We start from the raw sequence: 20,339 nt of genomic DNA, 5'->3' as shown, positions 1-20,339 counted from the left end.
GCACAATCCGATCGCGAACAGGCGGTTCAGGAGGCGCTCGTGACCGCTCAGGAGCTGCGCGCCGACATTCATACACAGGCGCAACGCGAGGCGGACCTCCTGGTCCGAGAGTCAGAGACCGAAGCGCGCCGGATTGCGACGGAAGCCGAGGCGAAGGTGCGGAACCTACTTCGAGACGCCGAGCGGAGGCTCGAGTTGGGCAGGGATGCGCTCGAGGAGATGGAGCGGCGCAGAACACGGTTCCTGAAGGCGTTTCGACAACTGTTGGAGCGGCAGCTCGACGTGGTCGACGTCGAGGATGAGCGGGCGCCGGTCGAGGATCAGCCGCTCGATCTCGACCTCGGCGGTGGGCGCTTCTCAGTCGATGCCCAGATTGACGAACCCGACTCTGAGCGCGCGGCGGAGTTGGAGGGGGTTCGAAAGGACATCGACCAGGCGTTGCGTCTCGCTTTCGATTTGGACAAGTCGGACGAGGACGATCGGGCCTGAAGCTCGACGCCTCTCAACGTCTGCTGCCGTGACCGAACCCCAGGACCTGACCCAACGTGTGGATGCGGCGGTGGCCGCGGTGCACGAGCAGACTGTCCATGAGCCGCGTGTCGGTATCGTGCTCGGCACGGGCCTCGGTGGGCTCGTCGACGAAGTGCGCGCCGAAGCTGTGGTCCCGTACGGGCGGATTCCGGGCTTTCCCGATCCCACGGTGGAAAGCCACTCCGGGCGGCTTGTGCTCGGTTCGCTCGGCGAGACGCCGGTCGTCGTCATGCAGGGCCGTTTCCACAAGTACGAGGGATACTCGCTCCGGCAGGCGACGTTCCCGATTCGCGTGTTGAAGCGGCTGGGGGCCGAGACGCTCATCGTCACCAACGTTTCCGGTGGCATGAACCCGCTGTGGCGTGCCGGCGAGCTGGTGCTGATCGACGACCACATCAACCTGCTGGGTGACAACCCGCTGGTCGGGCCTAACGACGACGCGTTCGGGCCGCGGTTCCCGGACATGTCCGAGCCGTACGACCGCGGACTGCAGCGGATCACGATGGCTGCGGCCATGGAGCTCGGAATTCGACTCAACCGCGGCGTCTACGTGGCGTGGACCGGACCCGCGCTCGAAACACGGGCGGAGTATCGAATGCTGCGGGCGATGGGTGCCGACATCGTCGGCATGTCGACGGTGCCCGAAGTGATCGTCGCGCGCCACATGGGGATGCCCGTGCTAGGAGTCAGCATCATCACCGACGAGTGCTTTCCCGATTCCTTGCGGGTCGCCGTGCTATCCGAGATCATCGCGAACGCGACGAAGGCTGAGCCTGATCTGACCCGGCTGATCACTCGTGTCGTCGAACAACTATGAGCTATCCCGAACGACCTGAGAGCCTCCTCGACCTCGAAGAGGCGATGCTGGAGCGATGGCGTACGGAGGATCTCTTCCGTCAGACGCTCGCCGCAAACGAGGACGGCGAGCCTTTCGTCTTCTACGAAGGTCCGCCCACGGCGAACGGCCGCCCAGGCCTTCACCACGTCATCGGTCGGACCATCAAAGACCTCGTCTGCCGTTACCACGCGATGCAAGGGCGGAGCATCACGCGCATCGCGGGTTGGGACACGCACGGCCTCCCGGTAGAGATCGAAGCCGAGAAGAAGCTCGGCATCAGCGGCAAGCCCGAGATCGAAGCGCTCGGCATTGCCGAGTTCAACCAGGTCTGCAAGGACTCGGTCTTCACCTACAAGGAAGAGTGGGAGGAGCTGAGCGAGCGGATCGGATACTGGCTGGAGTACTGGCGTCCCTACGTCACCTTCGAGCCGGAGTACATCGAGTCCGTCTGGTGGATCTTGAAGTCCTTCGCGGAGAAGGACTTGCTCTATCGTGGGCACAAGAGCGTCCCGTACTGTCCCCGGTGCGGCACGACGCTCTCATCGCACGAGGTGGCGCAGGGGTACAAGGATGTCGAAGACCCGTCCCTGACGTTCATCGCGGAGCTCTTGGACGACGATGGCGCACCGGACGGTCGCGTGATCCTCGCCTGGACGACGACCCCGTGGACTGTGCCATCCAATACCGGGCTGGCGGTGCATCCTGAGCTCACGTACGTCGAGGTCGCGCGCGATGATCGTCGCTACATCGTCGCCGAGGCGCGGGCCGAGGCGCTTTTCGGGGAAGGCGCCGAGATCGTCGGTACTTTCAAGGGCGCGGATCTGGTCGGCTCGCGTTACCGCCGCCCGCTGGAAATCGTTCCGATGCCCGACGATCCGCAAAACGGCTGGACCCTCGTCGCCGAGGACTTCGTCAGCGCCCAGGACGGCACGGGAATCGTGCACATGGCGCCGGCGTTCGGGGCGGACGACTACGCGGCGGGGCAGAAACACGGCCTGCCGATGCTCAATCCGATCGACGACGCGGGCCGCTTCCACGACTACGTCGACCTCGTAGCCGGCCGGTTCGTGAAGGACGCGGACCCGGTCTTGGTCGACGCGTTGCGTGATCGTGGTCTGCTCTTCGATATCGGACGGACCACGCACAGCTACCCGCACTGCTGGCGGTGCGACTCGCCGCTGCTGTACATGGCCCGCGATTCATGGTTCATCCGCACGTCCAGCCTGACGGAGGAGTTGCTCGCCAACAACGAGCAGGTCGCCTGGTATCCACCCGAAGTGGGTGAGAACCGCTTCGGCGAGTGGTTGCGTGGCAACGTCGACTGGGCGCTGTCACGAGACCGCTACTGGGGCACACCGCTGCCCGTTTGGGTGTGTGACGGAGACGACAGCCATACGCATTGGATCGGTTCGCTCGCGGAACTGGCGGAGGCGGCCGGCGGGCTGCCGAATGACTTCGATCCGCACCGCCCCTTCATCGATGAGCTGACATGGGGGTGCGCCGACTGCGACGGCACGATGCGCCGCACGCCCGAGGTCATCGACGCTTGGTTCGATTCCGGGGCGATGCCGTTCGCGCAGTGGCACTACCCCTTCGAGAACCAGGACGAGCTCGATCGGCACTTCCCGGCCGACTTCATCAGCGAGGGGCTCGACCAGACGCGGGGGTGGTTCTACTCGCTCATGGCGATCTCGACGCTGCTCGGCCGAGGTCCATGCTATCGCAACGTGATCGTGAACGACCTGATCCTGGACGCCGAAGGGCAGAAGATGTCCAAGTCCAAGGGCAACGTCGTGAACCCGTGGGACGCGATCGCCGAACACGGTGCGGATGCCGTCCGCTGGTACTTCATCACGGCATCCAACCCGTGGGTTCCGAAGCGATACGACTCGGAGAGTGTGAAGGAGGCCGCGAGGAAGTTCTTCGACACGCTCTTCAACACATACAACTTCTTCAGGCTGTACGCGGACGTGGAAGAGTGGTCGCCATCGGACACCGACCCCGCAGAGGCCGACCGCCCACTGCTGGATCGGTGGCTGCTCTCGCGGCTCGACTCGGTGATCCGGGGCGTCAGGCAAGAGCTGGACGGCTATCAGATCACGAGAGCGTATCGCATGCTGGAAGACTTCGTCGTCGAAGATCTCTCGAACTGGTATGTGCGCCGGAGCCGACCGCGCTTCTGGGGGAACAGCGACCCGGACGACATGCGCGCGGCCTTCCGCACGCTGTGGGATGCGTTGCGTCAGGTCTCGCTGCTCGCGGCGCCCGTCGTGCCGTTCATGGCCGATTGGCTACATCGCGCACTGACCGGAAACAGCGTTCATCTCGAGCGGTATCCCCAGCCGTCGGATCTGCTCGACGAGGAACTCGAGGCCGACATGGCCGCTGCCCGGACGCTCGTGTCCCTGGGCCGCGCCGCGCGTCAAGAGGTACAGATTCGTGTACGACAGCCACTGCGTCGGGCGGAGGCGGTACTGCCACAGTCTCGGACGCTCTCAGGGGAGGTGCTCGACGTCGTGCGCGAGGAGCTGAACGTGAAGGAGATCGACTTCCTCACCCATGCCGACGAGCTGGTCACGCTCGTGCCGCGGCCGAACTACCGTGCGCTGGGGCCGCGCTTCGGCAAGAAGACGAACGAGGCGGCGAACGTCCTGCGCGCGTTGTCCCAGGAGGCGCTGGCGGCGTACAGGGACGGCCAGGAGGTCGAGTTCGAGGTCGAGGGTCAGGTGCACACGCTCGAGCCGGACGACCTCGAGATCGTCCAGGAAGCGTTGGGTGACCTGATCGTGAAGAGTGAGGGTGCGACCACGATCGCGCTCGATGTGACGCTCGACGACGAACTCATCGCCGAAGGCCTCGCGCGCGAGCTCGTGAACCGAATTCAGCGGCTCCGTAGGGATGTGGGCCTCGAGATCACCGATCGCATCGACCTGCTGATCGCGGGCTCGGAACGTGTCCGTGAGGTGGCGACCACACACCGCGACTTCATTGGGGGAGAAACGCTCGCCCCGACGATAGCAGTGGAGGAGCACATCACCGACGGCACCTTCGAGCATGTGCGGGACATCGATCTGGACGGCACACCGGCGAAGATCGCGCTCCGGTCGGTCTCCTCCTAGTGGAAGCCTTCTAGGGCCATGGAGGGCACGACACACAAGCTCACCGTCCCTGAGGGGGAGGTGGGTCGCCTCGACTCCTTCATCGCCGAGCAGCTCGCGCTCTCGCGTACCCGTGCGCAGAAGCTACTCGCGTCCGGCATGGTACTGCTGGATGGTCGGGCGGCCAAGAAGTCCGATGCTGTCTCCGCCGGTGCGGTCGTCGAAGTCCAGGTGCCCGAGCCCGAGTCGGTCGAGATCGAGGCGGAAGACCTCCCGCTCGACATCGTCTACGAGGACAACGCGCTGGTAGTGGTGAACAAGGCCGCGGGCATGGTAGTACATCCGGCGCCTGGGCACCGCTCGGGCACGCTGGTGAACGCGCTGATGCATCATATCCGCGATCTATCCGGCGTGGGCGGCCGTCTCCGGCCCGGTATCGTACACAGGCTCGATCGCCACACGTCCGGTCTGCTCGTGGTCGCGAAGAACGACAAGGCGCATCATGTGCTCTCAGATGCCCTCCGCAGTCACGAGATCAAGCGTCTGTATCATGTGGCGGTGTGGGGACATCTGCCCGATGACGAGATGACGATCGATGCCCCCATCGGCCGGGACCGCAAGGACCGAAAGCGGATGGCCGTCATGGAGGACGGCCGCGCCGCGCTCTCGCGTGCCGTCGTAAGCGAGCGCTGGACCCGGGTCGATTTCCTACGCGTGGCGCTCAAGACCGGGCGCACCCACCAGATTCGTGTGCACCTGAAGCACATCGGGCATCCCGTCGTCGGCGATCCCGTTTACGGGGTCGGTTGGGAGCGGGGGATGGGAGGGCCTCAGCGGGCGTGGGCGCAGGAGTTCGCTCGGCGGGTCCCGAGGCAGTTCTTGCACGCCGCGGAATTAGTCTTCGACCACCCGATTTCGGGCGACAGGATGCGTTTCGAGGCTCCTCTGCCGGAGGACCTGGCGCGTGCCGCGGCCTGGGCGCGAGGCGACCCCCAGTAGGGTCGGGATCGACTGTAGGGTCGGGATCGGCCCTTCTTCTCGCAGTATCTCTCCCCGATACTTATCGTCTGTTTTGTGCCCCCCAACCACTGTCTCTCAAGGAGTCTCCGCGCCATCGGTTCATGACGGATCTCGATGCGAAGCTGACGTTCGCCTCCTTCGTGGTTGGCCCCACCAACCGGCTGGCTTCGGCGGCGGCGAAACGCGCGGCGGATTCTCCCGGCACGAGTTACAATCCCCTCTTCGTGTATTCGGCGTCGGGTTTGGGCAAGTCTCACCTCCTCACGGCCATCGCGCATCAAGCCCGCAAGCTCGATGCGGTGGGCGACGTCGAGTACATGGCCCTCGAGAAATACCTCGAGGAACTCATAGCTGCCCTCGAGATGGGTGACAGAGACGGATTCAAGGACCGCCACAACGATCTCGCCATCCTGCTGCTGGACGACGTTCAATTCCTCACCGGGCAACACGCGGCACAGGAGATGTTGCTGCGCACGCTCGACGACCTTTCCGCGGCTGGAAGCCAGATCGTGCTGGCGAGTGACCGCCCACCGGCGGACATCAACGGCTTGGACGCACGTCTGCTGTCGCGCTTCTCTGGCGGGCTGATCGTCGACATCGGTCCTCCCGAATACGAGACGCGGGTCGCGATCATCCGGAGGAAGGTGGAGGAGAGAGGCCAATCCCTGCAGAGGGGAGTCGCCGAGGCGGTCGCCCGCTATCCGTTCAAGAACGTACGTGAGCTCGGGGGAGCCCTGAACAAGGTCCTCGCGACGCAGGAGCTGGAGGAGCGCGAGGTCGTCGCCGAAGAGATCGCGGAGATGATCGGTGAGTTGGAGGACCTCGACGCCGGCACCGTTGAGGATTCTGACGAGTTCGGCTCTTTCTTGGACGATTTACAGGAAACCGTCGCTGCGACCGTCGAGGAGAAGGAGGCGCCGTGGTGGAAAGCGATGCGCGAGGCCGTCGACGCCGCCGAGCGGGAAGGCTTCGAGGTAAAGCGGTTGGTGGCCTACCAAGAAGGAAGCGAGCCTGACGGGTGGCAGGGCATCGTCGATGCGTTCAAGGCCGACGTGCAGCGCCTGCGCGACATCGACGATCAGCTGGACCGCCTCGGCAATCCTTGGCCGGAGGCCGCGGCGGAGCTTCTCAAGAACCCGGAGATGCTCGACGAGGCCGAGGCGCTGTTGAGGACGGTGCGCGAGCGCCAGCGCGCGTTCCCCAGGCTCGGAGAAGGGCCGTCCCTCCAGGACCTGAAGGACTTCCCTCCGATGGCCGTGAAGGCGGCGCAACAGCTCGTCGCAGCCGAGAAGCCCGAGTACAACCCTCTGTACGTCTGGTCCGCCAAGCCCGAACTCGCGCGCACGCTACTCGGCGCGGCCGGTCGCACGCATCAAGAGAGTGCGGGCCCGGAGGTCAGAGCCGCGGTAACCTCCGTCGCCGAATTCGCGGAGGACTTCATCAGGGCGCTGGGCGAAGGGGTGGCGGGTGCGTGGCGGGAGCGCTGGTGGACCGTGGACCTGCTGATGGTGCACGGCATGGAAGCGCTTTCCGAGACCGAGCGGGCGCAGGACGAGTTCTTCCACCTCTACGAGGTGCTCAGTCGGCGCGGTGCTCGCATCATGCTCGTTGGTGACCGCGCTCCTTCGGGCATCGAGAACATCGACGAGCGCCTTCGGTCGCGTTTCGAAGGTGGCCTGGTCCTGGAGGTCGACGCCGGGACAGGTGCCGGCGAGCTGGAGCTGGTCGAGATGGCCGAGAGCACTCCGGGTGAGGGCGCTTCGCCACCCCAACCTGCGGCGATCGCGACGCAAGAGCCCACCAGGGGCGGTGCCTGGTTCCCTTCGGCGGAGAACGTGGTTCTCATGTGGCCGAAAATCGATGACCTCCTGATCGAAGAGCTCGACTGATGGCCATCGAGGGCGCACTCCAGGACGTCAGCCTCGCTGACATCTGCCAACTGCTGGGCATGGGAATGAAGACCGGGTGCCTGAGCGTCACGGACCGGTCGAACTTCGGGTACATCTACTTCAAGAAGGGTCGGGTCATCCACGCTTCTTTACTCAACCGCCCGGATCGCTTGGGTGAACTGCTGGTCCGCAACCACATCATCACGCGGAAGGACCTTTCGGCCGCTATGGAGCAGCAGGCGCTCGAGAAGGGGAGGCGCCTCGGTGAGATCTTGGTGGATCAGGGGAGCATGTCCGAAGAGAAGCTCCACACCTACATCCAGATGCAGATCGAAGAGGCGGTGTACCACCTCTTCACCTGGAACCAGGGCTCGTTCTACTTCGACACCGATCAGGCGCCTGACGAGGAGGGCATGTTCCTGGTCGACGTGCCGCCCGAGGCGCTGCTCATGGAAGGCGCCCGGCGCGTTGATGAGTGGAGTCAAGTGGAGAAGAAGATCCCGTCGTTCGACGTGGTCTTTCAGCTCGACAAGCATCCCGACGAGGCTGAAGAAGACGTCGAACTGACCAGGGATCAGAAGAAAATTCTGCCGTTCGTCGACGGCGTGCGCACGGTCGATGACATCATGAACGAGGCGGGTCTGGTCGAGTTCGAGACCGGCAAGGCGCTGTACGGTCTCATCCAGGCGGGCTTCGTCAGCCGAGCCGGCGAGCGAAGCACGCAAGAGGAGACCGGGGGCGACGAGGCGTTGCAGCGGCACCTCAACCTGGGTATCGCCTTCTACCGCTCGGGCATGTTGGAAGACGCCGCGCGCGAGCTCGAGCTGGCGCTCGAGATCGATCCCAGGCAGGCGCGCGCGACCTTCGTGCTCGGGCTGATGGCGTTCCGGCAGGGAAGGCTCGAGGACGCGCTCCAGTGCTTCGGCTCGATGCCCGAATCGCAGCGCGACAGCTATGCGGTCCAGCGCAACAAGGCTCTCTGTCTCGAGCTTCTTGGGCGTTACGACGAAGCGCTCGAGGCGCTCGACACCGCCTCGCGGGCGAAGCCGGAAGACCACTACGTGCATCTCGCCCGCGGCATTCTGTACCTGAAGGCTCGGGATGCGGCTCGGTCACTCGACTCTCTGCGCCAGTACCGGACCTCATCTAGCGTGAAGAAGCCGTCGGCGGCGTACTATTCCTACACCGTGCTCGCGTCTGCCGTCGCTGGCGACCTGGACTATGCGGTTGCCGTGGGCCGCGAGGGCATGGGACTCTACCCCGAGTCTGGCCCGATCCTAGTGAATACGGGGGTTGTTCTCGAGCGTAGGGGCGAGGTGGAGGCGGCGGAGGCGCTCTACAAGCGCGCGGTTGCCGTGAACCCGCCGCCGCCCCAAGCGCACAAGAACCTCGGTGACCAGGCATACGCGCACGGAGACCACGACGGGGCCCGGATCCAATACGAGAAGGCGGTGAAGTTGTCGCCGCGGCTCGGAGACGATGTCTATCTGCGACTGGGCACGATGGCGTACAAGGACGACGACCGGGACGTCGCACTCCTGCTCTGGCGTCGCGCGTCGGACATCAATCCGCACAACGAGGCAGTGAGCACCAATCTGGAGTTGCTGTCCGGCGAGTGAGTCTTCGCTCACCTCCCACCGCACGGACGGCCTTCGTCGCCGCTCTCTTCCTCCCGCTGTGGGGGGGCGCGCAGGAGGTTCCCGCTTCGCTCGACGGGGAGCGGTACTTGCGGCTCGAGGGTGTGCGTGTGGATGTGTATCACGCGGGGCCGGATTCACTGGTCGCGCGTGAGGTGTTGGAGTTTCTCGACGCACAGAGGTCCTTGCCCGGCCTTCCCGATTCCGTGCCCGACCAGGTTCGCGCAGTCTTGGCGCACACGCCCGACGCCTTCGACGAGCTGACGGGGGGGGTGGTGCCGGAGTGGCGGGCGGGCGTGGCGATCCCGAGTCGACAGATGCTGGTCGTGCCCATGCGGGGGGGATTCAGCGTGCTCAGCATCGAAGGGCGCCGCACACTCAGGCACGAGTGGGCTCACCTCGGACTTTCCTCGGAGCTGGGGGGGCTGCGCGCGCCACGCTGGTTCAACGAAGGGTACGCCCAGTGGGCCTCGGGTGGCTTCGATGTCGCGGAGGTCTGGCGGCTCCGGGTGCTGCTAGCGCTGGGTCGTACGCCGCCGATGGATTCGTTGGAATTGCGATGGCCATCCGGGCGGCCGCAGGCAGAGGTCGCATACCTGCTCTCCGCGAGCGCGATTACGTACCTACTCGCCGGCAGCGGTGAACGGGGACTCGCGGTCTTCATCGAGCGCTGGAAGAGGCTTCGTTCCTTTGAGACGGCGTTCCGCTCGACGTTCGGCGTAACAACCGCCCAGTTCGAGGAGGACTGGAAGAAGCACATCAGGAAACGGTACGGATGGCTGTTCGTGCTCAGTCACTCCATGGTTTTCTGGATGCTTCTGGCACTGGTCTTGCTCGTCATGGTACGCGTGCGCCAAGGCCGCAACCGTGAGCAGCTGGCGCGCCTGCGAGCTGGGGAACTGCCCGACGACCCGGCGTTCTGGACCGACGATCCGGACGAGGGTGGATCCGGGCACCGCCCACCTGGGGTAGAAGCGGAACCATGAGTCAACGAATACTGGTCGTCGACGACGACGCCGATGCGCTCGAGGTCTACAAGACCCGACTGACGCATGCCGGATTCGAGGTCGAAACAGCCGAGAGCGCTGAAAAGGCCCTGTCGCGGGTGAAAGCCTTCGACCCGGCGCTGATCGTGACGGACGTGCGCATGTCCGGCATGAGTGGCCTCGACCTTCTCGAGAAGGTGCGGAGTGCGATGAAGGGCGTCGACGTCGTCGTGATGACCGGCCACGACGACATGGAGACGGCGGTCACGGCGATGAAGTCCGGTGCATTCGACTTCCTGGTCAAGCCGGTCGACCCGAAAGCTCTGCAAGGGCTCGCCGAGCGTTGCTTCCGGGAGCAGGAACTCGCGGTCGAAGCCGCGGACGACGACGTCGCTCCCGAGACCGAAGCCCCCCTGCCACGCGGCCAGCTCATCGGGCGGGACGCGCGCATGGTCGAGATCTACAAGACGATCGGGGTGCTGGCCCGAAACCGGGCCACCGTGCTCATCCTCGGTGAGACCGGCACCGGGAAGGAAGTGATCGCTCGGGCGATCCACGAGCACTCGGTGCACGCCGAGCAGCCGTTCATCGCCGTGAACTGCACCGCGTTGACCGAGACGCTGCTCGAGACCGAGCTGTTCGGTCACGTAAAGGGTGCGTTTACCGGAGCGGTGGGAACCAGAAAGGGATACTTCGAGCTCGCGGGCGAGGGCACGATCTTCCTCGACGAGATCGGGGACACCAGCTCCGAGTTCCAGACGAAGCTGCTGCGCGTGTTGCAGGAGCGACGCTTCTACCCGGTGGGTGGGGAGCAGCCGCGCACGACCGAGGCGCGGGTGATCGCGGCGACGCACAGGCCGCTCGAAGAGCTGATCGAGCAAGGGCGCTTTCGCAAGGACCTCTATTTCCGACTCAAGGTCATCGAAATCGCGGTGCCTCCGCTCCGGGAGCGTCCCGGAGATATAGCGCTCGTGGCGAATGCGTTGCTCAGCCGCATCCGTGAGGAGACGCATCGGGACGTCCGGCGTATTTCCGACGAGGCGATCGAGCGGCTTCAGTCGTACGATTGGCCCGGCAACGTTCGGGAGCTCGAGAACGCTCTCATGAGAGCAGCAATCGTCGCGCGGGGGACGGTCATCGGGTCGGACCATCTCGCGCTGGGGCAGGAGGTGCGACATGCGGACGGAGACCTGTCTCTGGACCGTGCGATCCAGCGTCACGTGAAGCGTGTGGTGGACCTGGTCGACGGTGACGAGACGTCAGCCGCGAAACGACTCGGGATCAGCAAGAAGGCACTCAAGGAGCACCTAGAAGGGTGATCGGAAAGGGGGGAGGGCGAGCGATTGACCCGATTGGCTCGCTCGGGTAGCGTTACCGCCATGGCGAGCAAGAGGAAGAAGGCAACCGCGCGGCCCGCGGCCCTGAAGTTCACGAAGGTGAACGCGATGCTGGGCGGCACCGGAATCGCGTGCTTGGCACTCGGCTATACGCTGCTCGCCCAGGGATCGATCACTGCGGCGCCGCTGCTGCTGGTGCTCGCGTACGTGGTCCTGCTGCCGCTGGCGATCATCAAGTAGGTCGTGCTCGCGCAGGTGCGCAGCCGCGCTTTGCCGTGGACGGCGAGCATCACATTTCCAGCTCGAAGTCACCCCCGGCCAACGTGGACCCGTTTGCCACCACTTCCACTCGATGTCGGCCTCCGTAGTAGCGGCGTGTCGAGATCGGCCTGATGGCGTGAAGACCTTGGGGCTCGTGGTCCCGTTCGGGGGCGGGGTGGTGAGCAGCGCTCCGCCGATTTGAGCCGCACGAGCCTGAGCTCGAGGTCGAAGGCTTCACCCACTAGCGGCCGTAGATGTCGGTTTCCGGAAACGTCAACGAGAAGCCGTACCAGCGGGTGAACATCTGGAGCGGTCGCTCGATCCGCGCACGTTCACCTGATGCGTCGTGGAAGACGCCGCCCTCGATGTAGGAGCCATCCGAGAACCGGAGTACGTTCTCTTCCCAGCTTATGCCGTCCGTGTCGATGTACGCCGCAGCGAGCGCGTAGGCTGACGGGTCCAGGTAAACCACGACCTGGCGTCCGGCAAAGTCGTCGAGTACCGCGTTCTCGCTCGCCGTAATGCGCTCGTACGGGTAGTAGCGGGCCTCTTCGCCGGTCCAGATCCCCATGCCGAGATCCATGGTCGGCAGACGGTCGTCTTCTTCTTTCACCGTCGAACGGAACATCTGATTCAGACGCCCGCCGATACGGCCGAGCAAGCCACCGAGCGTCATCGCCTCATTGCGTCGAAGCGCCTGATCCGAGAGCGCCACGAGCGCGTCAGGGTCCTGTCCGAGTACCTGTGCGACGGTTGTTTGTCGCAAGTTGGACACTTCGAGCGCGGAGCCGACCTTCGGTCCGTACACCGCTTCACCGGTCATGTGATCCCAGTAGGTGCCGCTCTCCTCGTCCCTCATGAGAAACAGGCCGTCGTACAGGCCATGCTCGGCGAACCAGTGGACTTCGCCGTCGACGCGTGGAGCCATCCTGACCCCTGAGTTACAGATCACTCAGAAGGTTACCATCCACGGCTCACCCTCCATCTCTCCCTGCGCCACGTGGTGGTACGACATCTGGCTGGACACCAGCACCAGCGTCTTTCCCTGCACGTCGAACGTCAACACGGTCGTTTCGTCCGTGAGGTCGCCGGCCCGCCGCGCGCCCCTCAGCGACTGCCACTCGGGGTCGCGGAGCGGAGTGAAGTTGGGGTGCGTCCAGAAGATCGCTCGGTCCGTGTCGAATCCGTCCTTCACCGGCATGTTTGGATCGGCCTCCAGCCGGCCGGAAAATTGGGCTGAGAGCGGTGCCGAGAGCGAGGCGACCAGCACCGCGATCAGAATGGCTGTACCGATCGGCATGGCTGTACCGATCGGCGTGGGCGAGACGTCTCGAGAGAACGAGGGCATGTACCCTCCGCGGGAGGAGTCGTAGTGCTACGTGCGAATATGGCGATTGAGCCAGCCCCCGGACATATCGAGACTGATGATCCGGCCAGAGGCAGCACGATGAGTCAACGCCCGATTCGTCTGATCAACAAACATGCGGGAGGCTCGGCTGGTTCCTGGGCGCTTGCGCCATTCGACGCGCGGGTCGCATTCTTGCTCTCAGCCATGGTCATCCACTCGGCCACGAACCAAGAATCATGGTACGTAGGTCCCTGCTCGTCGTCGCCTTTCTCGGTGTATTGACCTGCCCAGTCGTGGGTCAGGATGCCCAGAGCGTGCACCGAGAAGCGTGCGACGGCGGAGAACTTCTAAGCTGCAACGTGCTCGGGCTCATGTACGAGACGGGAGCGGGCGGAATCCGGGATCTGGCCCGCGCAGTCAGCCTTTACCAGCGGGCCTGCGACCGCGGGGTGATCGCGGGTTGCACCCGCCTCGAGCTCATGCGCCGGAGTGGCGCAGACGTCGCACTCACCGACGGATTCCTCAGGTTCGGCCGGGTCGCGGATGCGGAGACCGGGGAGCCGATCAGTGAGGCCATCGTGGACCTTCCCGAACTCGGGCTTCGGGCGATCTCCGACGAGACCGGTCGGGTCGAGCTCGGACGCCTCCCGGCGGGTCAGCACCGCATAGTCGCCCAGCGGGCCGCTTATGAGAAGCTCGCGGGCGAGCTGCCGGTTCCCTGGAATACCGAGTTTCTGATTCTCCTCGAACCGACGGCTCTCGCCGACCCGCTGGCTCTAGGGCGGGTTTTCGGTCGGGTCACGGAGGCGGGCAGAATCGATGGGCTTTCGGACGTGGACATCACGGTACTGAGCCCCACGCCAGTCCGTACTCTCAGCGACCCACAGGGTCGATTCACGTTGACCGGCTTGGAGCCAGGATCGGTGGAGGTCCGGTTCACGCGGTTAGGCTACGCCCCGCGCACGACGAGGCTGACGGTCCCGCCCGGGAGAACGGTGGAGGTCTACCTCTCGATGTCCGCACAGCCGATCGAGCTCGAGCCGATCGAAGTGGTGGTCGGCTCCGGTTATCTCGAGCGGAACGGATTCTACCGCAGAGCCCGAAGTGGCTGGGGTAGCCGGTTCACGCGGCAGGACGTCGACGTGATCAACCCCGGGTTCGTCTCCGACCTCCTTTGGCGTGCCCCCGGCGTGACTGTGCAGCGTGGGCCGCGTGGCGTCCAGGCCGTGAGCAGGCGGCGGCGGCCTGTTTCCACCGACGACGGACGCTCGTGCCGTCTGCGACCGTACTTGGACGGTATGCCGATGTTCGACTGGGACTTCGACCTGGTCCCCCCGGAGGACCTCGAGGGGGTGGAGGTATACCAAGGGATGGCGGCGCCTATCGAGTACCGTAATCTACTCGACCCGGATGGGAGTCATCCGTGTGGCGTCCTCCTCATCTGGACTCGAAGAGGCAACTAGTCGAGGGAGCCACGGCGACCGTCAGGCCATCACGGCCGTGATCGCGTCCAGCGCGTACTCGACGTCTGCGAGCGTGTTGTAGACATGCGGTGAGAGCCGAATTCCCTCGAACTCTCCTCCCCTGCCCGCCGCGGCGACCTTGTGCTCTTCGTAGAGCGCCTGGTACGCGGCCCCCGAATCCACCCCGGGCACCCGGAACACCATCACGCCCGAGCTCATCTCATCGCGCATCGGTGTGTGGAACTCCACGGTCGGGATGCGCTCTCTCAAACCTGCCTTGAGGGCGCCCGTGATCTCGAGGATACGCGCCTCGATCGCCTCGGCTCCTATCCTCTCATGGAACTCGATCGTCGTCGCGATCGCCGCCACACAGCCGTCGTCGCGCTGCCCGAGCGACTCGTACTTCCGAGCCCCGCCCTCGAGCGCCCGCGACCATCCGACTCCCACGTCGGCGGCCCGGAGGCGCTCGATGGCATCGGCCCGGACGTACAGGACCCCCGCCTCCTTGGGTCCCATGAGCCACTTGTGGGTGCTCGCAGTATAGAAGTCACACCCGATTTCGTGCACGTCGATCTTGAGGGCGCCGCACGACTGGGCGCCGTCGACGAGCGTGAGGACCCCCTGGGACCGAGCGATCGCACACAGCTCGGCGGCGGGTACGCGAACGCCCGTCGCGTTGGACACGTGGCTGAACGCGAGCACTTTGGTGCGGCCGGTAAGCGCGCTTCGGAACGCGTCGATCAGCACTCCCGGGGAGTCGGGTAGGGGAGGCGTGGATATGCGACGGACCTCGAAGCCGTCCCGCGCGGCCCGCTCATCCCACGACGTGGAGTTCGTAGGATGGTTCTGATCCCACAGAAGCACTTCGTCACCGGGGCTGAGGTCGACGCCGGAAGCCACCGTGTTGTTGCCTTCCGACGTATTCCTCGTCAGCGCGATCTCGTCGGGATCGGCCCCGATATGGCGGGCTACCGCCTCTCGGCTCGCCTCCCGCAGCGCTCCGAACTTGGCTCGGTTCTGGAAGGAGGCGTCAGCGTCGACGTCGCGCGTCCAAGCGAAGACCGCTTCCTGCACGACAAAGGGTGACGGACACAGGTTGGCCGCGTTCATCAGCACGAGGCCAGGCGCCAGCGGAAAGCTCTCCTTGACCATGCCCCAGTACGCTTCGTCGAGCGCAGTTCCCGCGTTGCGTGGCGGAAGAGATGGTCGCAAAGCCGCCGGTAACCTGGAAGGTGTGGAGGCGAGTAGCGCGCCTGCGCCGAGCGCATGACGGAGAAAGCTGCGGCGATTGGGATGCGTCATGGTGACTCTCTCCTGCTCTCTTGGATCGCTGACGCAGTATGGGGACAGGTGGTCCGACCGACCAGGGGGAGCCGAAAGGCGTTCTACCGCCGAGCCTTTCCCGACACGGTCTCGATCAACAGGACGCCGTTCTCACCCAGGGCTCCATAGACGAGGCGGCCCTCCATTCGCGTGACGTACCGGATCGACGCCACGAACTCTGGATTGAGTTGCGCCACCTCCTCTCCGGTCGCTTGGAGACCGTCGATAAGCATGTAGGCGCAACCCGAACCTTCGGCCAGCGAGCTGGTCTCCCGGGTGCTCAGCACACACAGCGTTTGTCCGGTCCCGGTCATGTCGTGCACACGGACGCCAGGAAAGCGGGCACGGATCATGTCGGTGATGTAGCCGTACTTCCGCTTGTACTCCTCCAGAAGGTCGCCACCGATGAAGTCGTACCGCGTCCCGAAGGAGCGATACTCCAGTATGGTGTTCCCCAATACCGCAACCTGGATGCCTTCGATCTGAATCGGAGCGACATCGAGCTTCACCGCGAGGACTTCGTCCGGGAAGAAGTCGATGTACTGCTCCAGAGTAAGGTAGCCCAGCGCATACACACCGAGTTCGTGCGGTCCAAGGGGCACGTTCGGGATCTCGAAGTATCCGAGCTCGTCGGTGCGCGTGACTTTCCAGAGATCGTGGAGTGCCACTAGGACGCCCGAGAGCGGACGCCCGTCGAATGTGGAGAGCACCTCCCCGCGCACCGTGATCGAGTCGACCGACTCGCCCGTATCCTCCTGGGCGTGGAGTGGGGCCGCGGCCGCCCAGAGGGCCGTCACGCTTACGCAGATGAGCAGATCAGGGACACGCATCGGCTAACCATACGGTCCCGACCCCCGTTCCGTACATACCGATCGTCGCGCGACCGTCTCGTCTCCCCCTCAGCGGCGCCGCCCAGGAGCGACAGGACGCTGAAGCTGCTCACCGCAATGGCGCCGCTCACCGCGACTTCCACGAGCCGCAATGAGGCGGCGAGCCGGGCGAGGCTCCGATGCACGGACATGACCGCAGGTTTCAAGGGGCGCCGGGGTGGACGGGGTTGTTCCATGCCATACGGCTTATTACGTTAGGCCATACGCTGACATGGAGTACGGAATGACCGCGACCCCAAGACTTGCACACGTAGAGCGCTGCAGGGAGAGTCTCACCGACGTTGGCACGCCCCGGGAGCACTTCTATGTCGCGCTCCTAGGGTTGAGCACCTACGAAACGAGTGAGCTCCACGGCAGGGTTGAACTGGGCCTCTCGTACGAGGCGCTCGAGAAGCTTCGCCGCGTCCTAGACCTGCCCATGTCTCGTTTCGCCGCGCTGATTCGCATCGCTCCGCGTACCCTCGCGCGACGAAAGGACGCCAAGAGGCTGCGGCCGGACGAATCGGACCGCTTGCTTCGGCTCGCGAGGATCGTGGGACTGGCCCTTCAGCTCTTTGAGGGAGGCCTCACCGAGGCGCGGTCTTGGCTCCTTGCGCCTCATCCCGCGTTGGGCAATAAGGTGCCCGTCGAATTCGCAATGACCGGTGTCGGAGCGCGCGAGGTGGAGGCGTTGATCGGCAGGCTGGAGCACGGAATCCCGCTCTAGTGCTCACCGGTTGGCGCCTCGTCAAGCGCCGCTACGCGGATCGTGCGTTCGACGGAGAAGGGGCCCGGCTGCATGGTGGTCGGTGGAACAGCGCGGGGCGCCCGGTCGTCTACGTCTCAGAGTCCCGGGCCTTGGCCACCCTAGAGATCCTAGCCGGCCTGCGAAGTCCCGCGGTGATCCCCGCCTACGTCCTCATCAAGTTGGAGTTCGAAGAAGGCGTGGTGACCGAAGTCGAGGAGCGGAGGCTCGCCGCCGAATGGATGGCGAGTCCGCCGGGACACGCCACGCAGAGCGTCGGGGATCGGTGGTTCGACGCCATGACGTCAGCCGTGCTCAAAGTCCCGAGCGCTCTGGTCCCAGGAGAGTTCAACTTCCTGATCAACCCGCTTCACCCGGACTTCCGAACGCTGAAGATCGGAAGCCCCGAGCAGCTCTACCTTGATCCACGAATCCTACCTCACTGAGCCACCATCTAACCAATAAGGAGCGGAAACACCTGCCCGACGTGGACGTAGCTGAGGCCGGTGGTTGGAAGGCGTTGGGGACCCCTGAAAACTGCCTACCAGCAGGGCGACCCCGAGACTATGTTACGAGTCGTGCTGGAGCCCGCGAAGTTGAGAGAAGTGCAGTAATTCGGGCTTCAACTCACACACTTTGTCACACATCCCGTTCGGGGCGATGGATCGGCGCAGCCAGAAACCCGCGCCAACGTTGGAAGAAGTACTTCAGGGCGCTTAGCTCAGCTTGGTTAGAGCACCTGCCTTACAAGCAGGGGGTCGCTGGTTCGAGTCCAGCAGCGCCCATTGATGTAACACTGAGCCCCGCTTGAGGTTACGACCTTGTGCGGGGTGTTCGCTTTCTGAAAAATGGGCGACTCCCGCTGTTCAACTCCCGCTGTTCGCGACCCTACGTCGGTCCGACAGGGCTTCCCGTAGCGCCTCTTCGTTTGGTTGCTGATAGCAGATCAGGATCGTTTGTGGGCTCTTCCAGCCACCAAGCTGGCATAGGACCTTCAGGGGCTTGTGCATGAGGTCTGTGGCAAACTTCCGTCGCAGCGAGTGCCATCCACGACCACGCTTTCGCTCCAGCCCCGCGAGTTCCTCTGCCTCCTTCCACGAGTCTCTCATTACGTAGCGAGAGACCGGGCTGCTTGGAGTCCTCGGCGCTGGGAGAATCGGAGCATCACCGATCCCCGGATTCCGGCGTCGAGCTTCCTCTAGAGCCGTTCTGGCGTCCATCGTCATTGGAGTGACGTGCTCGTAGCCGGTCTTCTCATGCTCTGCCCGCCAGCGAATGTTGCCACTGTCCAGGTCGATGTCCGACCATCGGAGCTGACGGATCGCACCGATGCGGTGACCAGTCTCGTGTGCGAGGATCAGCGCCACCCGGAAACGCCAACCAACCTGGTCGGCCACGCGTAGCAATGCCCCGTACTCGTCGTCCGTGAGCACAACTCGCAGTGGGTTCTTCTCCTTCGGCGGTCTGAATCCCTTCAGAGGATTCCGCTCCAGGAGTACGCCGCCCCGACCGTCACCCGCAGTTGTCGCCCAGTTCAGCACTGCGAAGAGGAATCGAAGATCCCTCTCGGTCGTGCGAGCACCCGCCGGCTCTCCGCTTGGTCCGACCCGACCCGACGTTCGCTCCCTCACGAATCGCGCGGCGTCCCGGTAGGACAGCGTCAATGGATCGCGATCCGCCCGGAAGAACCTCTTGAACATCTCTATGGCGACGGCATCGTGCTGCCGCGTTCGGCGGCTCTTAGTGGGCGTCACCTCCTCACCGTAGATGTCAAACAGCTCGCCCAGCGTGAGCGGCTCGGGTTCGGGCTCCGGCTCCGGTGCCGACTCCGCATCGGGCTCGACGTAGCTCACTGCGAACTCGTCTGCCTGTCGCTTGGCCGCACCCCAGTCGTCGTGCTTCAACGACCGGGTGACCCGGCGCCCGTCTTCTCGCCACTCCATCTGGATCTTGCCGGTCTTCAGCGTGCGGAAGATCCTCACGCGATTCCGGCCTCGTTCGCCAGCCGAGTAACTCGACTGGTCCTTCTTCGTGCGTGCCATCATCCGACTCCTTGTTCGATGATGGACTGCACGATCTGCGCATTAGAAGTATCGCTGATTCGGTTGTGCTGCGGCACCGACGATCCTCTTGAAGTTGCCCTGGTGGGGAGGTCTCTTCGCGCGATGCGCGGAGCTCCGGGACGCCCGGCGTTTGGGATCTTACCCTCGCGGACGAGGCGTCCGATGTGATCTGAGGAATAACCGCTCTCCTCGGCAGCTTCCGGGAGCGTGAGGAGCGCGTCACCCTCTTGGCGGAGGACTTCCTCTAGGTGGTCAGCGCACCGGTCCACTGCCTTTGCTTGCGCGTCGGCTCCGAACTGCCGCAACCCTTCAGCCTGGTCGCGCCACTCGGCGGGGAGGTCAGCGGGAAACATCAGACTCGCCGTGTGTGGCCTCTGCTGATGCCTCGGGCCGTTCATCAGCGGACGTCTCGACCGGGTCTTCCCAGTCGTTCACCGATATCCAAGCATCGGTTTCGTCCCACTCCTGCGAAGCTCCGCGACCGCGCTGACTATAGGCGGCCCTCAGTTCCGCAAGCGGGGGCAGCTTGTATGTGGTGGACCGGATCCCCTGTTTGTGGAGAGATGTCGTGACCCGGCAGCGACCCATGGCCTTCCCCTGGAGGCGATCTCGGACGAACCCGGCGAAGGCTTCCACGTTCATGGAGTAATCGCGCGAAGAGAGAGACTCCCGGTAGCTGGCGTACAGGACCGCGACCGCTACACTGCATCGCCCCGCTCCATCGACCGAGCCCTCAATCTCTCCCGTGGCGAGCAGGTTGTGGAGCCAAAGCTCCTCTCCTGCCAGCGACTCGGCCGCTTGTTGCTCAAGTGCCGGAGTGGTGGGTGGGTGCTTGAGTCGTTCGAGGTTGATCTCTCGCTCTAGGAGCGTGTAGAGGAGGTTGCCAGCCCCGCCGGCATCGAGCTGCGACATCATCGCGTCGAAGTAGTCA

Annotated in this window: 17 protein-coding genes and 1 tRNA gene; 12 read left to right on the top strand and 6 right to left on the bottom strand. The window is 64.5% G+C overall.

Annotation, left to right across the window (positions count from 1 at the left end; translation table 11 throughout):
* The first annotated feature begins 364 nt into the window (after positions 1–364).
* The 8 genes from IIB36_09285 (at position 365) to IIB36_09250 (ending at position 11,576) form a co-directional block, all read left to right on the top strand.
* Positions 365–1,348 carry a purine-nucleoside phosphorylase gene (locus IIB36_09285; GenBank protein ID MCH7531932.1) on the top strand — a complete coding sequence of 328 codons (984 nt, stop codon included), beginning with the start codon at positions 365–367 and terminating at the stop codon, positions 1,346–1,348.
* Positions 1,345–4,488 carry an isoleucine--tRNA ligase gene (locus IIB36_09280; protein MCH7531931.1) on the top strand — a complete coding sequence of 1,048 codons (3,144 nt, stop codon included), beginning with the start codon at positions 1,345–1,347 and terminating at the stop codon, positions 4,486–4,488. The genes IIB36_09285 and IIB36_09280 overlap by 4 nt, the downstream gene beginning before the upstream one ends.
* 18 nt (positions 4,489–4,506) lie before the next feature.
* Positions 4,507–5,466: an RluA family pseudouridine synthase gene (locus IIB36_09275; protein ID MCH7531930.1), complete on the top strand. Its 960-nt coding sequence runs from the start codon at positions 4,507–4,509 to the stop codon at positions 5,464–5,466.
* A 122-nt stretch (positions 5,467–5,588) separates the two neighbouring features.
* The gene (locus tag IIB36_09270) at positions 5,589–7,376 is read left to right on the top strand and encodes an ATP-binding protein (protein ID MCH7531929.1); all 1,788 of its coding nucleotides are present in this window, start codon (positions 5,589–5,591) and stop codon (positions 7,374–7,376) included.
* Positions 7,376–8,995, top strand: a complete 1,620-nt coding sequence (locus IIB36_09265; GenBank protein ID MCH7531928.1) for a tetratricopeptide repeat protein — start codon at positions 7,376–7,378, stop codon at positions 8,993–8,995. The genes IIB36_09270 and IIB36_09265 overlap by 1 nt, the downstream gene beginning before the upstream one ends.
* On the top strand, positions 8,992–9,999 hold the full coding sequence (locus tag IIB36_09260) for a hypothetical protein (GenBank protein ID MCH7531927.1): 1,008 nt from the start codon (positions 8,992–8,994) through the stop codon (positions 9,997–9,999). Before IIB36_09265 ends, IIB36_09260 begins: the two co-directional genes overlap by 4 nt.
* Positions 9,996–11,318, top strand: a complete 1,323-nt coding sequence (locus IIB36_09255) for a sigma-54-dependent Fis family transcriptional regulator (GenBank protein ID MCH7531926.1) — start codon at positions 9,996–9,998, stop codon at positions 11,316–11,318. Before IIB36_09260 ends, IIB36_09255 begins: the two co-directional genes overlap by 4 nt.
* A gap of 24 nt (positions 11,319–11,342) precedes the next feature.
* Entirely contained in the window at positions 11,343–11,576 is a 234-nt protein-coding gene (locus IIB36_09250; GenBank protein MCH7531925.1) for a hypothetical protein, read from the top strand.
* A 262-nt stretch (positions 11,577–11,838) separates the two neighbouring features.
* Here IIB36_09250 and IIB36_09245 read toward each other — a convergent pair whose 3' ends face one another.
* Together IIB36_09245 and IIB36_09240 are read right to left on the bottom strand one after the other, a co-directional pair.
* Positions 11,839–12,525, bottom strand: a complete 687-nt coding sequence (locus IIB36_09245) for a DUF3179 domain-containing protein (protein MCH7531924.1) — start codon at positions 12,523–12,525, stop codon at positions 11,839–11,841.
* A 24-nt stretch (positions 12,526–12,549) separates the two neighbouring features.
* A complete protein-coding gene (locus tag IIB36_09240; protein ID MCH7531923.1) occupies positions 12,550–12,945 on the bottom strand; it encodes a DUF3179 domain-containing protein in 396 nt (131 codons plus the stop codon).
* Positions 12,946–13,181: 236 nt separating this feature from the next.
* Between IIB36_09240 and IIB36_09235 the strand changes: the two genes are divergently transcribed.
* Positions 13,182–14,408 (top strand): carboxypeptidase regulatory-like domain-containing protein, encoded by a 1,227-nt coding sequence (locus tag IIB36_09235; protein ID MCH7531922.1) that lies wholly within the window; start codon positions 13,182–13,184, stop codon positions 14,406–14,408.
* 21 nt (positions 14,409–14,429) lie between these two features.
* On the opposite strand, the gene IIB36_09230 is transcribed toward IIB36_09235, so the two are convergent.
* Together IIB36_09230 and IIB36_09225 are read right to left on the bottom strand one after the other, a co-directional pair.
* Positions 14,430–15,710: an aminotransferase class V-fold PLP-dependent enzyme gene (locus IIB36_09230; protein MCH7531921.1), complete on the bottom strand. Its 1,281-nt coding sequence runs from the start codon at positions 15,708–15,710 to the stop codon at positions 14,430–14,432.
* 83 nt (positions 15,711–15,793) lie between these two features.
* Positions 15,794–16,561, bottom strand: a complete 768-nt coding sequence (locus tag IIB36_09225; protein MCH7531920.1) for a carboxypeptidase-like regulatory domain-containing protein — start codon at positions 16,559–16,561, stop codon at positions 15,794–15,796.
* Positions 16,562–16,844: 283 nt separating this feature from the next.
* Between IIB36_09225 and IIB36_09220 the strand changes: the two genes are divergently transcribed.
* The 3 genes from IIB36_09220 (at position 16,845) to IIB36_09210 (ending at position 18,130) form a co-directional block, all read left to right on the top strand.
* On the top strand, positions 16,845–17,327 hold the full coding sequence (locus tag IIB36_09220; GenBank protein ID MCH7531919.1) for a DUF2384 domain-containing protein: 483 nt from the start codon (positions 16,845–16,847) through the stop codon (positions 17,325–17,327).
* Positions 17,327–17,791, top strand: coding sequence for an RES family NAD+ phosphorylase (locus tag IIB36_09215; protein ID MCH7531918.1), 465 nt, complete (start codon positions 17,327–17,329; stop codon positions 17,789–17,791). Before IIB36_09220 ends, IIB36_09215 begins: the two co-directional genes overlap by 1 nt.
* A 264-nt stretch (positions 17,792–18,055) precedes the next feature.
* Positions 18,056–18,130 (top strand) — tRNA-Val (locus tag IIB36_09210).
* A gap of 81 nt (positions 18,131–18,211) precedes the next feature.
* On the opposite strand, the gene IIB36_09205 is transcribed toward IIB36_09210, so the two are convergent.
* Entirely contained in the window at positions 18,212–19,390 is a 1,179-nt protein-coding gene (locus IIB36_09205; GenBank protein MCH7531917.1) for a tyrosine-type recombinase/integrase, read from the bottom strand.
* A 357-nt stretch (positions 19,391–19,747) separates the two neighbouring features.
* The coding region (locus tag IIB36_09200) for a hypothetical protein (protein ID MCH7531916.1) at positions 19,748–20,339 on the bottom strand (592 nt) is incomplete at its 5' end.

It is taken from the genome of Gemmatimonadota bacterium (assembly GCA_022560615.1).
Lineage (GTDB): Bacteria > Gemmatimonadota > Gemmatimonadetes > Longimicrobiales > Gaopeijiaceae > UBA1138.
This window is presented reverse-complemented; position numbering and strand designations above follow the sequence as displayed.

Excerpts from the sequence above, each read along its gene's own strand:
- IIB36_09285 (MCH7531932.1), top strand. The coding sequence starts at position 365 with ATGCCCAGATTGACGAACCCGACTCTGAGCGCGCGGCGGAGTTGGAGG.
- IIB36_09280 (MCH7531931.1), top strand. The coding sequence starts at position 1,345 with ATGAGCTATCCCGAACGACCTGAGAGCCTCCTCGACCTCGAAGAGGCG.
- IIB36_09275 (MCH7531930.1), top strand. The coding sequence starts at position 4,507 with ATGGAGGGCACGACACACAAGCTCACCGTCCCTGAGGGGGAGGTGGGT.
- IIB36_09270 (MCH7531929.1), top strand. The coding sequence starts at position 5,589 with ATGACGGATCTCGATGCGAAGCTGACGTTCGCCTCCTTCGTGGTTGGC.
- IIB36_09265 (MCH7531928.1), top strand. The coding sequence starts at position 7,376 with ATGGCCATCGAGGGCGCACTCCAGGACGTCAGCCTCGCTGACATCTGC.
- IIB36_09255 (MCH7531926.1), top strand. The coding sequence starts at position 9,996 with ATGAGTCAACGAATACTGGTCGTCGACGACGACGCCGATGCGCTCGAG.
- IIB36_09245 (MCH7531924.1), bottom strand. The coding sequence starts at position 12,525 with ATGGCTCCACGCGTCGACGGCGAAGTCCACTGGTTCGCCGAGCATGGC.
- IIB36_09240 (MCH7531923.1), bottom strand. The coding sequence starts at position 12,945 with ATGCCCTCGTTCTCTCGAGACGTCTCGCCCACGCCGATCGGTACAGCC.
- IIB36_09235 (MCH7531922.1), top strand. The coding sequence starts at position 13,182 with ATGGTACGTAGGTCCCTGCTCGTCGTCGCCTTTCTCGGTGTATTGACC.
- IIB36_09230 (MCH7531921.1), bottom strand. The coding sequence starts at position 15,710 with ATGACGCATCCCAATCGCCGCAGCTTTCTCCGTCATGCGCTCGGCGCA.
- IIB36_09225 (MCH7531920.1), bottom strand. The coding sequence starts at position 16,561 with ATGCGTGTCCCTGATCTGCTCATCTGCGTAAGCGTGACGGCCCTCTGG.
- IIB36_09220 (MCH7531919.1), top strand. The coding sequence starts at position 16,845 with ATGACCGCGACCCCAAGACTTGCACACGTAGAGCGCTGCAGGGAGAGT.
- IIB36_09205 (MCH7531917.1), bottom strand. The coding sequence starts at position 19,390 with ATGATGGCACGCACGAAGAAGGACCAGTCGAGTTACTCGGCTGGCGAA.